This window comes from Cellulosimicrobium sp. JZ28 (assembly GCF_015327065.1).
GTDB classification, from domain to species: Bacteria; Actinomycetota; Actinomycetes; order Actinomycetales; family Cellulomonadaceae; genus Cellulosimicrobium; species Cellulosimicrobium funkei.
In genome coordinates this window covers 184,565-200,336 of the sequence record NZ_CP017660.1, presented here as the reverse complement: position 1 = coordinate 200,336, position 15,772 = coordinate 184,565, and the positions used below count along the sequence as shown (strand labels likewise).

Annotated in this window: 12 protein-coding genes; 4 read left to right on the top strand and 8 right to left on the bottom strand. The window is 73.2% G+C overall.

All coding sequences use genetic code 11. The annotated features are described in order from the left end of the window. The first annotated feature begins 61 nt into the window (after nucleotides 1-61). Genes BJP59_RS00855 through BJP59_RS00840 form a run of 4 tightly spaced genes read left to right on the top strand, consistent with a single transcriptional unit; the run spans nucleotide 62 to nucleotide 3,937 of the window. On the top strand, nucleotides 62-1,120 hold the full coding sequence (locus tag BJP59_RS00855) for a sulfate ABC transporter substrate-binding protein (protein ID WP_194521916.1): 1,059 nt from the start codon (nucleotides 62-64) through the stop codon (nucleotides 1,118-1,120). A gap of 3 nt (nucleotides 1,121-1,123) precedes the next feature. Beyond that, nucleotides 1,124-2,014, top strand: a complete 891-nt coding sequence (gene cysT, locus BJP59_RS00850) for a sulfate ABC transporter permease subunit CysT (protein WP_194521915.1) — start codon at nucleotides 1,124-1,126, stop codon at nucleotides 2,012-2,014. Then, complete coding sequence (locus BJP59_RS00845) at nucleotides 2,007-2,882, top strand: sulfate ABC transporter permease (protein WP_114552656.1); 876 nt, start codon at nucleotides 2,007-2,009, stop codon at nucleotides 2,880-2,882. The genes cysT and BJP59_RS00845 overlap by 8 nt, the downstream gene beginning before the upstream one ends. After that, complete coding sequence (locus BJP59_RS00840; protein ID WP_194521914.1) at nucleotides 2,879-3,937, top strand: sulfate/molybdate ABC transporter ATP-binding protein; 1,059 nt, start codon at nucleotides 2,879-2,881, stop codon at nucleotides 3,935-3,937. The genes BJP59_RS00845 and BJP59_RS00840 overlap by 4 nt, the downstream gene beginning before the upstream one ends. Before the next feature lie 4 nt (nucleotides 3,938-3,941). Here BJP59_RS00840 and BJP59_RS00835 read toward each other — a convergent pair whose 3' ends face one another. The 8 genes from BJP59_RS00835 to BJP59_RS00800 all read right to left on the bottom strand — a co-directional run bounded on the left by BJP59_RS00835 (nucleotide 3,942) and on the right by BJP59_RS00800 (nucleotide 15,731). Beyond that, a complete protein-coding gene (locus BJP59_RS00835) occupies nucleotides 3,942-4,418 on the bottom strand; it encodes a hypothetical protein (RefSeq protein ID WP_194521913.1) in 477 nt (158 codons plus the stop codon). Nucleotides 4,419-4,561: 143 nt separating this feature from the next. Beyond that, a complete protein-coding gene (locus BJP59_RS00830; protein ID WP_336244588.1) occupies nucleotides 4,562-9,322 on the bottom strand; it encodes an ExeM/NucH family extracellular endonuclease in 4,761 nt (1,586 codons plus the stop codon). 319 nt (nucleotides 9,323-9,641) lie between these two features. Beyond that, nucleotides 9,642-10,013, bottom strand: a complete 372-nt coding sequence (locus tag BJP59_RS00825) for a sterol carrier family protein (RefSeq protein WP_194521912.1) — start codon at nucleotides 10,011-10,013, stop codon at nucleotides 9,642-9,644. 30 nt (nucleotides 10,014-10,043) lie between these two features. Further along, nucleotides 10,044-11,594 (bottom strand): RNB domain-containing ribonuclease, encoded by a 1,551-nt coding sequence (locus BJP59_RS00820; protein WP_336244587.1) that lies wholly within the window; start codon nucleotides 11,592-11,594, stop codon nucleotides 10,044-10,046. 187 nt (nucleotides 11,595-11,781) lie between these two features. Beyond that, nucleotides 11,782-12,666: an ABC transporter ATP-binding protein gene (locus BJP59_RS00815; RefSeq protein WP_194521910.1), complete on the bottom strand. Its 885-nt coding sequence runs from the start codon at nucleotides 12,664-12,666 to the stop codon at nucleotides 11,782-11,784. Beyond that, on the bottom strand, nucleotides 12,666-13,583 hold the full coding sequence (locus BJP59_RS00810) for an ABC transporter ATP-binding protein (RefSeq protein WP_021483201.1): 918 nt from the start codon (nucleotides 13,581-13,583) through the stop codon (nucleotides 12,666-12,668). Before BJP59_RS00810 ends, BJP59_RS00815 begins: the two co-directional genes overlap by 1 nt. Next, nucleotides 13,580-14,743 carry an ABC transporter permease gene (locus tag BJP59_RS00805; protein WP_085386587.1) on the bottom strand — a complete coding sequence of 388 codons (1,164 nt, stop codon included), beginning with the start codon at nucleotides 14,741-14,743 and terminating at the stop codon, nucleotides 13,580-13,582. Before BJP59_RS00805 ends, BJP59_RS00810 begins: the two co-directional genes overlap by 4 nt. Then, entirely contained in the window at nucleotides 14,736-15,731 is a 996-nt protein-coding gene (locus BJP59_RS00800) for an ABC transporter permease (protein WP_085386588.1), read from the bottom strand. The genes BJP59_RS00805 and BJP59_RS00800 overlap by 8 nt, the downstream gene beginning before the upstream one ends. Between the last annotated feature and the right edge of the window lie 41 nt (nucleotides 15,732-15,772).

Below are 15,772 nucleotides of genomic sequence, written 5' to 3'. Positions count from 1 at the left end.
CCGCGCCGGGCCCGTTCCACCACCGCTCCCGCTCCCCGGGACCCCGACGAAGGACGACACCATGCGACGCCTCCGGACGACGATCACCCTCGCGGCTGCCGCGGCAGCCACCGCCCTGGTCCTCACCGCCTGCGCGCCGACCGCCGTCGACGGGTCGGGCGGGGGCGACGCGAGCGGCGACGGGGGCTCCGACGCCGAGCCCACGACGCTCTCGCTCGTCGGCTTCGCCGTGCCGAAGGCGGGCAACGACGCGGCGCAGGAGCTGTGGGGCGAGACCGAGGACGGCCAGGGCGTGACCTGGGAGACGTCGTACGGCGCGTCCGGCGACCAGAGCCGCGCGGTCGCCGACGGGCTGGAGGCCGACTACGTGCACTTCTCGCTCGAGGGCGACGTGACGCGCCTCGTCGACGCGGGCCTCGTCGCCGAGGACTGGAACGCGGGCGAGAACCAGGGCATCGTCAGCCAGTCCGTCGTCGTGCTCGTGGTGCGCGAGGGCAACCCAAAGAACATCCAGAGCTGGGAGGACATCGTCCAGCCCGGCGTCGAGATCGTCACCCCGAACCCCGGCTCGTCGGGCTCGGCCCGCTGGAACATCCTCGCCGGGTGGGGCAGCGTCATCGCGAACGGCGGCTCCGAGGAGGACGCGACCGAGTACCTGCGGAAGTTCTTCACCAACGCGGTGGCGCTGCCCGGCAGCGGCCGCGACGCGACGACGGCCTTCACGTCCGGCACCGGCGACGTCCTGCTCTCCTACGAGAACGAGGCGATCCTCGCGCGGCAGAACGGCGAGACGTTCGACTACGTGGTCCCCGACCAGACGCTCCTCATCGAGAACCCCGCCGCGGTGACGGTCGACGCCGACCCCAAGGCGCAGAGCTACCTCGACTTCGTCCTCACGCCCGAGGGCCAGGAGGCGTTCGCGCACGTGGGCTTCCGCCCCCTGACCGGGGACGTCGACTTCGAGGTCGAGGGCGCCAACGACCCGAGCGACCCGTTCCCCACCGTCCCGACGCTCCTCACCATCGCCGACGACTTCGGCGGCTGGTCTGCCACGAACGACAAGTTCTTCGGCGACGAGGGCCTCGTGACCAAGATCCAGGCCGAGACCGGGAAGCAGTGACCCGTGTCCTCGACCCTCGCTGAACGACCGGGCCGGGCGGCGCGCGAGCGCCGCCCGGCCTCGGCCGCGCCTCCCGGCCGCACGCGCCGTCGGGCGCCCAACGGCCCCTACCGGCTCACGGCGACCTCCGGCCTCGGGCTCGGCGTCGCGCTCGTGTGGTTCTCGGCCCTCGCCCTCGTCCCGCTGATCGCGGTGCTCGTCGAGACGTCCGTCGGCGGCTGGCCCGCCTTCGTCGCCGCCGTGACGCAGCCGCAGACCGCCGCGGCGCTGACACTCACGGTCACGCAGGCGCTCGCCGTGACCGCCGTCAACGTCGTCATGGGCACGCTCGTCGCGTGGGTCCTCGTGCGCGACCGGTTCCCCGGCAAGCGGCTCCTCGAGGTGCTCATCGACATCCCGTTCGCGCTCCCCACGATCGTCGCCGGACTCGTGCTGCTCGCGCTGTACGGGCCGTCGGGGCCGCTGGGGATCGACGTCGCGAACACGCGCGCCGCCGTCTTCCTCGCGTTCCTGTTCGTCACGCTGCCCTTCGTGGTGCGCAGCGTGCAGCCCGTGCTCGCCGAGCTCGACCGGGACGTCGAGGAGGCCGCCGCGTCGCTCGGCGCGACGCGGGCCACGACCTTCCGCCGCGTCGTCCTCCCGGCCCTCGCGCCCGCGATCACCGCGGGCGCCGCGCTGTCGTTCGCGCGCGCGATCAGCGAGTACGGCGCGCTCGTCCTGCTCTCCGGGAACCTGCCGATGCGCACCGAGGTGGGCTCCGTGCGCATCCTCAGCTACCTCGAGAACGGCCAGCCGGAGCAGGCGGCGGCCGTCGCGTCGGTGCTCCTCCTCGTCTCGCTGCTCGTCATCGCGACGATCCAGCTCCTCCAGCGCAGGGTGGCCCGCCGTGGATAGCTCTCCCTGGGTGCGCCGCACGCTGCGCGCCGTCGTGGTCGTCTACCTCGTGCTGCTCGTCGGGTGGCCGGTCTCGCTCGTCGTGCGCGGCGCGTTCGCCGACGGGCTCGAGACGTTCCAGCGGGCCCTCGCCGACCCGTCCGTCGTCTTCGCGCTCCAGCTCACCGCCGCCGTCGCGGTGCAGGTCGTGCTGATCAACACCGTGTTCGGCGTCGGGATCTCGATGCTCATCGTCCGGTACGACTTCCCGGGCAAGGCGCTCCTCAACGCCCTGCTCGACCTCCCGCTGTCCGTCTCCCCGATCGTCGTCGGGCTCTCGCTCGTCCTCGTGTACGGGAAGAACGGCTGGTTCGGCGGCGCCCTCGAGGACGCCGGGCTCCAGGTGATCTTCGCGCCGCCGGGCATCGTCCTCGCCACCGCGTTCGTGTGCCTCCCGCTCGTCATCCGCGAGGTCGTGCCGGTCCTCACGGAGCTCGGCACCGACGAGGAGCTCGCCGCGACGAGCCTCGGGGCGAGCCGCCTCCAGACGTTCCGGCGCATCACCCTGCCGGCGATCCGGTGGGCCGTCGTCTACGGCGTCGTGCTCACGCTCGCGCGCGCCCTCGGCGAGTTCGGCGCGGTCAAGGTCGTCTCCGGCAACTTCGAGGGCCGCACGCAGACGTCCACGCTGCTCGTCGAGCAGCGGTACCAGGACTTCGAGCAGGGCACCGCCTACGCCGTCGCGTTCCTCCTCGCGTCGGTGTCCGTCGCGTGCATCGTCGCCGTGACGTTCCTGCGCTCCGACGACGCCGCCGGCCCCCGCCCCCGCCGCTCCCCCCGCACCGTCAGGTCCACCCGCACCGCCGCCCCCACGGAGGCCGACGCATGAGCATCGAGATCCGCAACGTCCGCAAGACCTTCGGCGACTTCGTCGCGCTCGACGACGTCTCCGTCTCCGTGCCGACCGGCCGCCTCACGGCCCTGCTCGGCCCGAGCGGCGGCGGCAAGTCCACGCTGCTGCGCGTCGTCGCCGGGCTCGAGGTGCCGGACTCCGGCCAGGTCGAGATCGAGGGCCGCGACGCCACGAACCTGCCCGCGCGCCGCCGCAACGTGGGCTTCGTCTTCCAGCACTACGCGGCCTTCAAGCACCTGAGCGTCGCGCGGAACGTCGCGTTCGGGCTCGAGATCCGCCGCACGCCGAAGGCCGAGATCGCCGAGCGCGTCGACGAGCTCCTGCGGCTCGTGCACCTCGAGAGCTTCGCGCACCGGCTGCCGTCGCAGCTCTCCGGCGGGCAGCGCCAGCGCATGGCGCTCGCCCGCGCGCTCGCGATCCGCCCGAGCGTCCTCCTGCTCGACGAGCCGTTCGGTGCGCTCGACGCGAAGGTCCGCAAGGAGCTGCGCGACTGGCTGCGCCGCCTGCACGACGAGATCCCCGTGACCACGGTCTTCGTCACGCACGACCAGGAGGAGGCGCTCGAGGTCGCGGACGAGATCGTCGTCGTCAACGAGGGCCGCATCGAGCAGGTCGGCACGCCCGACGACCTCTACGACCGCCCCGCGAACGACTTCGTCATGGGCTTCCTCGGCCCGGTCACGCGCCTCGGCGGCGTCCTCGTGCGACCGCACGACGTGCACGTCGAGGTGCTGCCGGACGGCGGGGCGAGCCTCGACCCGTCGGCGCACCGGGGCGTCACGATCGGGGACACGGCGGACGCGGCGGGCGTGACCGGCGTCGTCACGCGGACGACGCGCGTGGGGTTCGAGGTGCGCGCAGAGGTGACCGCGGGCGACGAGGTGGTGTCCGTCGTCGTGACCCGCGCGGAGGCGCGGACGCTGGGCCTGGCGCCCGGCGTGGCGGTGCGGCTCTCCCCCGCCGCCGGCGCCCCGACCGGTACGGCGTCCGAGCCGGCGGACCGGCGCGTGGCCGAGCCGCTCGTCGGCTGAGCGGTCAGCGGCGCCCGCGCAGGCTGCGGCGGTCGGCGACGACGGCCCACACGCCCGCGACCGCGGCGCCGAGCGCCGCGCACGTCACGAGGATGACGGTGAAGTAGACGCCGGGCTTGAAGACCGGCGCCGCGGCGGGCGACTGGAGCCACGCGCCACCGATGCCCAGGCCGAGGACCGTGCCCAGGAGGATGCCGACCGTGAAGAACGCGCGGTAGCGGGGGGCGCGGCGGACGGTCGCCGGGTCGACCACGGACTCGATCTCGACCTCCTCGCCACCCGCGGAGGCGGTGTCGTCGGACGCCGCGCCGGGCGTCTCGTCCGCCCCCGTCCCCGGCCCGGCGGCCTCGGGCTCAGCGCCCCCGGGCTCGGCGGCCTCGGACCCGGCCTCGGGGCGCGCGGCGTCGGGCACGACGGCGTCGGGCGCGGCGGACGGGTCGGGGGCCGTGCCGTCGGGCACGCGGGACTGCTCGGAGCTCACGAGCACGACCCTACCCGCGCTTGCTGGGACTCCCCGCAGAGCCCTCGCCCCGGACGCACCGCGACCCGGGCCCGTCGGACGGGACCCGGGTCGCGGGACGTGGCGTCGCCTCCACGGCGGCGCCGCGCGGCGTCAGGCAGGCGTCAGCCGCAGGTCTGACCCTCGAAGGGGATCTCGTACTCCTGCGTCACGCCGTCGAGCGTCGCGGTCACGGTGACCGTCCCGCCCTCGACCGACGTGGCCCGGGTGTTGAACGACTGGTAGGCGTTCTTGCCCGGCTGGAGGTTCGGGAACCGCTTGGAGCCGTAGGGCGTCTCGAGGACGACCTCGACCGGCGCGTCCTCGCCGTTGGTGGCGCGGACCGCGAGGTGGACGAACTTGCCGGTGCAGCGCGCGGTGGCCTCGAGGTTCACGAGCTCCACCGTCGGGGCCGCGGCCTCGACCGTGACGGGGATGCGCGCCGTCGTGCCGCTCGGCGACGCGACGACCCACAGGTCGTACTCGCCCGCCGCGGCGTCGGCCGGGACCGTCGCCGTCAGGGTCGCCGCCCCGCCCGTCACCGTGGCGGTGCCCGCCGCGGTGCCCGGGTTCGCCGGGTCGAACGTGGCGTCCGCGGCGACGAGGTACCCGTCCACCGACGTGTTCGTCGGCGACCCGAGCGACGTGAGGTTCAGGCCCGAGAGCCCCATGCTCACCTCGGAGCCCGCCGTCACGGTGCCGGGCAGCTCGTCGACGACCACGCGCGAGCGGTCGAACGACGGCGACACCGGCGAGCTCTGCTGCAGGTACGCGATCCACGCGTCCCGGTCGACCAGACCGGAGTCGCGCGGGTCGGTGCCGTCCGTGAACACGCGGAAGTTGTCGCCCCCGGTGGCCAGGAACGAGAACGTCGCGACGCGGTACTCGCCGGCGGGGTCGATCGGCTCGCCGTCGATCGTCACGGACGAGACGTTGCTCCCCGGCGCCGCGTTCGGGTCGGCGGTGCTCGCCGTCCACGACACGTTGTCGGAGAGGCCCAGGGCGAGGTACGGGCGCGACGGGCGGTTGCCGTTCGCGTCCGTCTGCCACTGCTGCTCGAGCATCTCGACGACCTGCTCGCCCGTGAGGGTCACGGTCCACAGGTTGTTGACGAACGGCAGGACCGCGTTGGCCTCGGCGTACGTGATGACGCCGTCGTCGCCGTGCAGCAGCTCGGCGCGCAGCCCGCCCGGGTTGACGACGCCGATGTCCGCACCGCCGCGCGCCGGGTCGGAGAGCGTCGCGAGGAGCGAGTCGGCGACGAGGTTGCCGAGCGTCGACTCCGAGGCGCGGTCGTCACGCCCGGAGGTCGGGTCCGGGCCGGAGCCCACGTACGTCCCGCCGGGACCGGTGTACGAGCCGCCCGCGAACGCGGTCGTGATGTCCGCGGTGACCTCGCCGATCGGCTGCGCGCCGATGATCTCGGCCTGCTGGAGCGCCGCGTCGACGATCGTCTTGACCTCCGCGACGCGCGGGTACGTCGCGACCAGGGTCGCGTCCTCCGCCTTCGTGCGGGCCACGTTCTGCGCCGTGTACGCCGTGACCTCGTGGGTCGCGGTGTCCACGGTGAGCGACACGTGCCCGATGAACTCGCCGTAGTTGCCGGTCTGGACGATCGGGCGGGTCTTGCCCGGGACGCCCGGGACGGGCGCGTCCCACGCGTACTGCTCGTGGGTGTGGCCCGTGAAGATCGCCGCGACGCGCGCGTCGGTCCCGTCGACGATGTCCGCGAAGGCGCCGCCCGCGGCGACCTCCTCCTCGAGCGTCGCGCCGTCGGGCGTGCCCGCGGACGCGCCCTCGTGGACGAGGCCGACGACGACGTCCGCCTCGCCGTTCGCCGGGTCGCCGTCCTGGAGCTGGGCGGTGACGCGGTTGAGCGCCTCGACGGGGTCGCCGAACTCGACGTCGGCGATGCCCGACGGCGTGACGAGCGTCGGGGTCTCCTCCGTCACGACGCCGACGAAGCCGACGTCGAGGCCGTCGATCTCGACGACCTGGTACTCCGGCAGCGCCGGGTTCGTCGTGCCCTTGTCGTAGACGTTCGCGCCCAGGTAGGCCCAGTCGGCCTCGTCGGTGACCCGACCCGTGAGGTCGTCCATGCCCTGGTCGAACTCGTGGTTGCCCACCGCGGACGCCGCGAGGTCGAGCGCGTTCAGCACGTCGATCGTCGGCTGGTCCTCCTGGAGCGCCGACGCGAACAGCGAGGCGCCGATGTTGTCGCCCGCCGAGACGAAGGCCGTCCCGTCGGGGTTCGCCGCGCGCAGCTGCTCGATCGTGCCCGCGAACTTCACCGTGTTGGCGTCGATGCGACCGTGGAAGTCGTTGATCGCCAGCAGGTCCAGCTGCGTGGTGCCGGGCTCGGTGGCGCCGAGCTGGAGGCCCACGAGGACGGGGTCGTGGTCGGACGACCGGAACGGCGTCGTGTCGTAGAGGATCGACGCGTTGTAGTTGTACCGGCTGTACTCGTTGGCGATCGGCTCGACCGAGTTGATGTTCCACACGTCGGTGCCGGTGACGGCGTCCGCCGCGGCCGACGACGCGAACACGTGGTCGAGCGACCCGACGTACCCGTCGAACAGGTAGGTGTGCTCGCCCGTCGACGCACCGAGGTCGGTGTAGCCGGCGTCCTTGAGCACCTGCAGCGGGTCCTCCTGCTCGTAGGAGTTGAAGTCGCCCGCGAGCAGGACCTTGTCCGTCCCGGCGTCGGCCGCGACGTCCTCGGCGAAGGCGACGAGCGCCGTCGCCTGGCCCACGCGCGCCTTGTTGTACGCGCCCTGGCCGTCGCCCGTGTCCTTCTGGTCGGCGGGCGCGGTGTCGTTGCCGCCCTTCGACTTGAGGTGGTTCGCCACGACGAGCACGTCGTCGCTCGCCGCGTCGTCGCCCTCGCTGATCCCGCCCGCGGGCTGGAAGACCTGGGCGAGCGGCTCGCGCGCGTTCGAGAACGCCGGGTCGTCGAGCAGGATCACGGAGTCGCCGACCGGCTCGGCCTCGGCCACCTGGTAGATGTACGCGAGGCGGATGACGTCCTCGTCCGTCGGCACGGCGGCCGGCGACGGGACGAACGCCCACTCCTCGGCGCCCGCGGCCGCGTTGAGCGCGTCCACGAGGTCCGACAGCGCCTGGTCGCGGTCCTTGCCGAACGGCTCCGAATTCTCGATCTCCATGAGCGCGACGACGTCCGCGTCGAGGGCGTCGATCGCCGCGACGATCTTCGTCTGCTGCCGCTCGAGGTTCGCGGCGTCCGCCGCGCCGCGCGCGTCGCAGCCCGTGCGGACCGTGATCGGGTTCCCCGCGCGGTCCGTGTAGAACTGGCAGCCCGCGACCTGGTCGCCCGTGGTCGTGAAGTAGTTGAGCACGTTGAACGTCGCGACGGAGAGGTCGCCCCCGACCTCGGCCGGAGCGTCCTCCCGCGTGTTCTCGAACGTGGCCGGCTGCACCGTGGCGGCGTTGCCGCCGTCGCCCGCGGTGAGCTGCGTGCGCGGCTGGAACGTCCAGGCGTCGAACCGGTAGTCGAGGATGACCGGCGTCGTGAACGACACGGCCGCACCCACGCGCGCCGGTGCCCCGCCCGTGAGGTACGGGAGCGGGACGCCCTTGTTCGCCGTGTTGTTGAAGTTCGTCGTGGCGCCGTCGTCGAGCACCACGGCCCGCGCGGCACGGTCCGCGACGGCGGCCGCCGCCTCCGCGCTGCCCGGCCGACCGGCCGACGTCGGCTGGACGAACGGGTCCGTCCCCGCCGCGAGCACGAACGACCCGTAGTAGTTCGTGTCGTAGTTGTCCGCGACGACGTAGTCGCCCGCCGGCTGCACGAGCATGCCCTCGAGGACCTCGCGCTCGGCATCGGTCGCCGGGAACGCGACGTTCGCGGGCTTGACGTCCTGCGCCGCCTCGTCGAGCACGGTCCAGCCGCCCGCCGCGGGCGTGATCTGGGTGAGCGTGAAGTACTCGGACACCGCGCCCGTCACCTCGACGTGATCACCGACCGCCACCGCGGCCGCGCCCGCCTTCGAGTAGACGAAGATCGCGTCCGACGCCGTGTGCGACGCGTCGAGGTCGCCGCCCGTGCCCTCGGTCTGCAGGTAGAAGCCGTCGTAGCCGCCCGTGGGGTACGTCGCGGTGACGACGCCGCGTGTGGTGACCGTCTGCCCGACGAGCGGGCTCGCCGCTCCCGTGCCCTGGATCTCCGCGATCGGGACGACCTCGCCCGGCTCGGGGCCCGGGCCGCCGCCGTCGTCGCCGCTGTTCTGCGGCGTCACGGTGCTGGAGAGCGTGAAGTCCTTGCTGTTGTCGTCCGTGTCGGCGTACCCGGTCCGGTTGATCGACGCGGGCACGTTGTTGGCCGACGGCGCGGGGCCCGCTGCCGTCTCGAACGTGTTCGAGGTGCCATACCCGATCAGGTCGACGACGTTCGCGGCGCCCGCGGCGTTCCCCGCCGGCAGCGTCACCGGGGAGGTCGACCGCACGAGCGCGAGGGTGCCCGTCGTGCCCGACGGGTTGAGACCGCCCGTCGCGTCGGGCGTGGGCAGCGCGGCGCCGTTCGAGCCGTTCGACCCGCCCTGCACCAGGTAGTAGCCCCCGGGGGCGACCGAGCCGGTCAGCGCGGTCACGCCCGTGAAGGCGCCCGTGCTCGTCGCGGAGCGGTACTGCAGCGACATCCCGGAGAGGTCGATCGCCGCCTGCGTGGGGTTGTACAGCTCGACGAACTTGTGGGTGTACGGGGCGTTGGCGCTGCCGCCGCTCAGGTAGGCCTCGTTGATGACGAGGCCCGACCCGTCGGGCGCCGCGCTCGCGGCGGTGGCCGCCGCGACGGAGAACGGCACGGCGAGGGCCACGGTCAACGTGCCCGCCACCACCCTCCGTCGCCGCAGGTGCTGGTGGTCGGTCACGCTGACTCCTTCATCTCGTGCGGACGGCCGGGCAGCAGCTCGCGCGTTCCCGTGGGTCGGGGACGTCCCTCGGACGGGGCGACGCCCTGCCTCCGCGGGACATCGCACCCCACCTGGATGAACGTGCGGTTGCTGCCGTGTCACCGTCACGAGAACGCCAGCGCACGTCGTCGTGCCGCGAGCGCCCGCGCGGACGGCGGCCGGTCATCCTGGGACGCTAGTCCCCCGTCCGGCGCTCCGCCAGACCGGCCCCCAGAACGTTACCCACCGGTAACACGCTCGCCGCCCGCGAGCGAATGCCGAGGCCCCGCCGGAGGGGTCAGCGCGGCCGGGCCGCCTGGAGCGGCAGCAGGAAGGAGATGTCGGAGCGCTCGCCCGACGCGCGGACGCGCCCGTCCGCGACGGCGTCGGGCCAGGCGACGGCCCCCGTCACGAGGCCCAGCCACGTCTGCGGGTCCGTCTCGACGACGTTCGGCGGCGTCCCGCGGGTGTGCCGCGGGCCCTCGACCGCCTGGACGGCCCCCGCGGGCGGCACGCGTACCTCGACCGTGTGCCCGGGCGCGACGTCGGCGAGCTCCTCGAGCGTGAACCGCACGGCCGTCGTCACGGCGCGGCGGTCGGTGGGGTCGTCGCGCCACGTCGCCAGGGCGAGGCGGCCGGCGGCGGGGTCGGTACGGCGTCGGGCAGGCACGAGGACCAGCCTAGGCCGCGCGGCCCGGCGTCAGCCGACGGTGAACCGGACGCGGCGCCCGGGCACCGACGCCTCGCGCAGCGTGGCGCGCACCGGGTCGCCGAGCGGGAGGTCCGTCCCCTCGACGGGCGCGCGCACCGCGGGGTCGGCGAGGACCACCCGGCCGCGCCGCGCCGTGCCCGCCCCGGCGGCGTCCTCGCGCTCGAGGCGGCGGGCGCGCTCGCGGTCGTCCTCGACGTCGACCACGACGCCGTCGAACTCCTCGCCCTCGCGACCGCTGAGCAGCGCGGCCTCGACGACGTCGACGATCGCGCGCTCGTACGCGCTCGCGCGCTGGCCCGTGCGGGCCATGGTGCGCGGCAGGCCGGGCAGGGCGTCGAGCACCCACCGCGGCACGTCCTCCCCCGCGCACAGCGCGAGGCACACCTCGGTGCCGTAGCGGTCCACGAGCCGGCGCAGGGGCGCGGTGACGTGCGCGTACTCCGCGCCGATCGCGGCGTGCGCCGCGTCGTCGGGCACGCCGGGCTCCTGGCCCGTGCCGCCGAACGCCTCGTACGACGCGCCCCGGAACAGCGACGTCGCCTCGTTGAGGAACGCGGCGTGGCGCGGGACGCGCGAGTCGAGCGTCGGGACGAGCTCGGCGTACGGTGTCTCGCGCGGCCAGTCGATGCTGAGCGCGCGAGCCGTGCGGCGCAGGCGCGCGAGGTCGCGCGGGTCGGCCTCCGGCAGCGCGCGGAAGACGCCGACGCCCCCCGCGCGCATGATCCGCGCCGCCGCGATGCCCGTGAGCAGCGACACCTGGGCGTTCCAGGCCTCCGCCGGGAGGGTCGAGCGGAACTCGAGGCCGAACGAGCCGTCGTCGCGCGTGACGATCTCCTGCTCCGGGACCTCGAGCGACACGCCGCCGCGCTCGCGCTCGCGCGCGAGCCGCAGCTCGCCCACCTCGCGGAGCAGGAGGAGCGCGTCCCCGGCGCTCCGAGTGTCGATCCGGGCCTGCGCCTCGTCGTAGGTGAGGCGCTGCGTCGAGCGCACGACGGCGCGCCGCACCGTCGCGTCGAGGATCTCGCCCCGGGCGTCGAGCACGACGCGCCAGGCCGCCGCCGGGCGGTCCTCGCCCGGCAGGAGGCTCGCCGCACCCTCGGACAGCACGGCCGGGTGCAGCGGGGTGCGGCCGTCGGGCGCGTAGAGGGTCGTGCCGCGCTCGTGGACCTCGGCGTCGATCGCGCCGCCCGGCACGACGAACGCGCCGACGTCGGCGATCGCGTAGTGCACGACGAACGCGGCGCCCGCCGGGTCGTCCGGCGCTCCCCCGGCCCGCTCGAGGTGCAGCGCCTGGTCGAGGTCCATCGAGCCCGGCGGGTCGATCGTGACGAACGGGACGTCGCGCAGGTCGACGCGCCCCGGACCGGGCACCGCGCGGTCCTCGCGCACGACCTCCTCGGCCTCGGCGAGCACCCCGTCCGGGAAGCTCTCCGGTACCTCCATCTCGCGGCGCAGCGCCGCGAGCGCGTCGGTGACGAGGGCGGTGGTGCTCGGGGCGGAGGGCTCGGGTCGCGCGAGGCGCAGGTGACGGGCGGGCACGAGCCCGACCCTACCCACCCGTCGCCGGGGACGTCCTGCGTGGCAGGACGGACGACGACGGACGGGCGAGCGCGCGGGCCAGGGCGTCCGACTGACCTGGCCCGCGCGACGCGCACGCATCACCACCGACGCGTGCCGCCGGGCAACCCCCGCTGCCCGGACGACGAGGGGACGGGCGACGCCCGTCTCACATGCCGCGCGTGCCGAAGCGGTCGCGGACGACGGCGTCGCCCCCGCCCGCCGCGGCCGCGGCGAGCTCGCGGCGCACCTCCTCGCGGAGGCGGCCGTGGTTCTGCGGCTCCGGCGCCGCCCCGAGGAGCAGCTTCGTGTACTCGTGCTGCGGGTCGAGGATGACCTGGTCCGACGGCCCGCGCTCGACGACGTTCCCGCGGAACATCACGAGGATCTCGTCGCTGAAGTGCCGCGCCGTCGCGAGGTCGTGCGTGATGTAGAGGACGCCGAGGTTCTCCTCGCGCTGCAGGCGCGCCAGCAGGTTGAGCACCCCGAGCCGGATCGACACGTCGAGCATCGACACGGGCTCGTCCGCGACGAGGAACCGCGAGCCGGGCGCGAGCGCGCGGGCGATCGCGACGCGCTGGCGCTGGCCTCCGGACATCTCGTGCGGACGCTTCTCCGCGAACGTCCCCGGGGGCGTGAGGTTGACGCGCGTGAGGAGCTCGTCGACGGCCGCGTCGAGCTCGGCGGCCGTCTTCGCGAGCCCGTGGATCCGCAGCGGCCGCTCCAGGTGGTGACGGATCGAGTGGAACGGGTTGAGCGACGCGAACGGGTCCTGGAACACCATCTGGACGTCGTGCCGGTACGCGGACAGGGCGCGCCCGCGCCGGGCGGACGGGACGCCGTCGAGCAGGATGTCGCCTGACGTCGGCGTCTCGAGCTTCGCGATCATCCGCGCGACGGTCGACTTCCCGGAACCCGACTCACCGACGATGGCGATCGTCTTGCCCGGCTCGAGCGTGAACGACACGTCGTTCACCGCGCGCAGCCGCGACCGCTTCCACCCGTTGCGGATGACGAAGTCCTTGGTGAGGTTCCGGATCTCGAGCGTGCCCATCAGGCCACCCCTCCCGTGCTGTCGGCGGTGTCCTCGCCGGACCGGACGAACCCGCCCCGGTCGCCCGTCAGGCTCGGGAACGACCCGAGCAGGCGGCGCGTGTACTCGTGCGCGGGCGCGTTGTAGATCTCCTCGGCCGTGTTGAGCTCGACGATCTCGCCGCGGAGCATGACCGCGATCCGGTCGCTGATCTCCAGCAGCAGCGGCAGGTCGTGCGTGATGAAGACGACGGCGAAGTCGAACTGCTCGCGCAGCCGCATGATCTCGCGCAGGATGCCCCGCTGGACGACGACGTCGAGCGCCGTCGTCGGCTCGTCCATGATCATGACCTGCGGCTGGAGCGCGAGGGCCATCGCGATCATGACGCGCTGGCGCATGCCGCCGGAGAGCTCGTGCGCGTAGCTGTCGAGCCGGTTCGGGTCGACGCCGACGAGCTCCAGCAGCTCACGGCTGCGCTCGAGCTTGTCCTTCGCGGACATCCCCGGGCGGTGCGTCGCGAAGACGTCGAACAGCTGGGCCTTGATGCTGATCACGGGGTTGAGGGAGTTCATCGCCCCCTGGAAGACCATCGAGACCTTGTCCCAGCGGAACGCCCGCAGCGAGTCCCCGGACAGGGCGGCGACGTCGATGTCGTCGCCGTCCTTGTCGTGGAGGACGATCTCCCCGCTCGTGCGCAGCGCCGGCGGCTTGAGGAGCTGGTTGAGCCCGTACGCGAGGGTCGTCTTGCCGCAGCCGGACTCGCCCGCGAGGCCGAGGATCTCGCCCCGGTGCAGGGTCAGGGACACGTCCTTCACGGCCTGCACGACCGGGTTCACCTGGTACTCGATCGAGACGTTCCGCGCCGTGAGCACCGGGATCGCGCCGGGCGGGGCCCCGAAGTCGCCCGCGGCCTTCGCGGTGAGGGTCGGTGTGCTCATGACTGGACCTTCTCGTCGTCTCGGGCCGGGGTGCTCGCCGGGCCGTCTGCCGTGGCGGCAGCGCCGGCGGCCGGCGCGGTCGCCGCCGCACGCTTCGCGCGCTGCTTGCGGGCGAGCCGGACGTTCTTGACCGCGGCGGGCGCCGTCCGGAGCCTCGGGTTGATGATCTCGTCGATGCTGAAGTTGATGAGCGCGAGCCCGCACCCGAACAGCGCGATGAGGAGGCCCGGCGGCACGAACCACCACCAGCGTCCGTAGGCCATCGCGTTCTGCGTGCTGGCCTCGTTGAGGATCGTGCCCCAGGTGACCGACCCCGACGGCCCGAGGCCGAGGTACGAGAGACCGGCCTCGCTGAGGATCGCGAGCAGCACGGCACCCAGGAAGTTCGCGGTGAGGAGCGGCAGGAGGTTCGGCAGGATCTCGACGAGGATGATGCGCGGCGCCTTCTCGCCCGCGACCTTGGCCGCGTAGACGTAGTCACGGCTCCGCAGCGACCGGGCCTGCGCCCGCAGCACGATCGCCGCGCCCGCCCAGCCGGTGATGCCGAGGATCAGGGCGACGAGGAAGAGCGAGCGCGACTCCAGGTAGGCCGAGATCACGATGATCAGGGGAAGCCCGGGGATCACGAGCATGATGTTCGTGACGAAGGACAGGATCTCGTTCGTCCAGCCCCCGACGTAGCCGGCGAGGATGCCGAACAGGAGCGAGAGGACCATCGCGATCACGCCCGCGAGGAGGCCGACCGTCAGCGAACCGAGGCCTCCGTGCGCGACCTGCGCGAAGATGTCGACGCCGATGTTGTTCGTGCCGAGCAGGTGCTCGGTGCTCGGCGGCAGGTACGCCGGGTTCGACGTCGCCCGCGGGCTCTGGCTGAACAGCGGCGTCACGACGGAGAAGAGCACGATCCCGAGCGTCAGCACGAGGCCGACGACGAGCTTGCCCGAGCGGCGCGGGAGCATCGCCCGGATGCCGCGCTTCGGCGCGGAGCTCTTCGGGACGGGCTCGCCCGCGACGACGGCCTCGGGCGGGGCGATGGGCACGTCCGGCACGATGCCGGCGGTCCGGTTCTCGGGCGGCAGGCCGTCCACCACCACGGAGGCGGCGGGCGCGGCGTCCGCCGCAGGCGTCACGGTCTCGGCGTCACGGGTGGGGTCAGCCATTGTTCCGCGTCCTCGGGTCGATGATGCCGTTGATCAGGTCCATGAGGAAGTTCGCCGCGAGCACCACCACGGTGATCACGAGGAAGGCGCCCTGCATGAGCGCGTAGTCCTTCGCCTGGACCGCGGTGAAGAGCAGCTTGCCGATGCCGGGGTAGCTGAAGGCCTGCTCCATGACCACCGACCCGGCGACGACGAAGCCGAGCGCGATGCCGAAGCCCGTGACGGACGGCAGGACCGCGTTCCGCGTCGCGTACGTCAGCGCGACCCGGAAGGGGCGCAGGCCCTTGGCCTCGGCCGTCGTGACGTAGTCCTCGGCGATGGTCGAGACCATCATGTTGCGCATCCCGAGGAGCCAGCCGCCCATCGCCGACAGGATGATCGTCACGGCCGGGAGGGTGCCGTGGTAGATCACGCTGCCCACGAAGTCCCACGACCACTCGGGACCGCTGTCGAACTCGAAGATGTCGTACGCGCCCACGATGGGGAACCAGCCGAGCGACACCGAGAAGATCGAGATGAGCACCAGGGCGAGCCAGAAGTACGGCACCGCCTGGAGGAAGGTCGACGCGGGGATGATGTGGTCGACCCAGGTACCGCGCTTCCAGCCGACCCACGCGCCGAGGCCGACGCCGAGGAGGAACGCGATGATCGTCGCCAGCCCGACGAGGCCCACCGTCCAGGGGAGGGCCTCGCCGAGCAGCTGGCTCACAGGTGCCGGGAAGTACAGGACCGACGTACCCAGGTCACCCGTGAAGATGTTCTTCCAGTACGCGAGGTACTGCTCCCACAGGGTGGCGTCGTCACTGCCGAAGAGGACGTCGACGCTCTGGATGAGACCAGGGGTCAGCTCGCCGTTCTTCCGGAGCATGGTGTCGAGGTAGATCTGCTTGGGGTCACCAGGGATCGCCCGCGGCAGGAGGAAGTTGAGCGAGACGGCGGCCCAGAAGGTGACCACGTAGAACGTGATCCGCCGTGCGTAGTACCTCATGCGACTGACTCCTCGTTCACCCGAGCTCCTCTTCGGCAGTG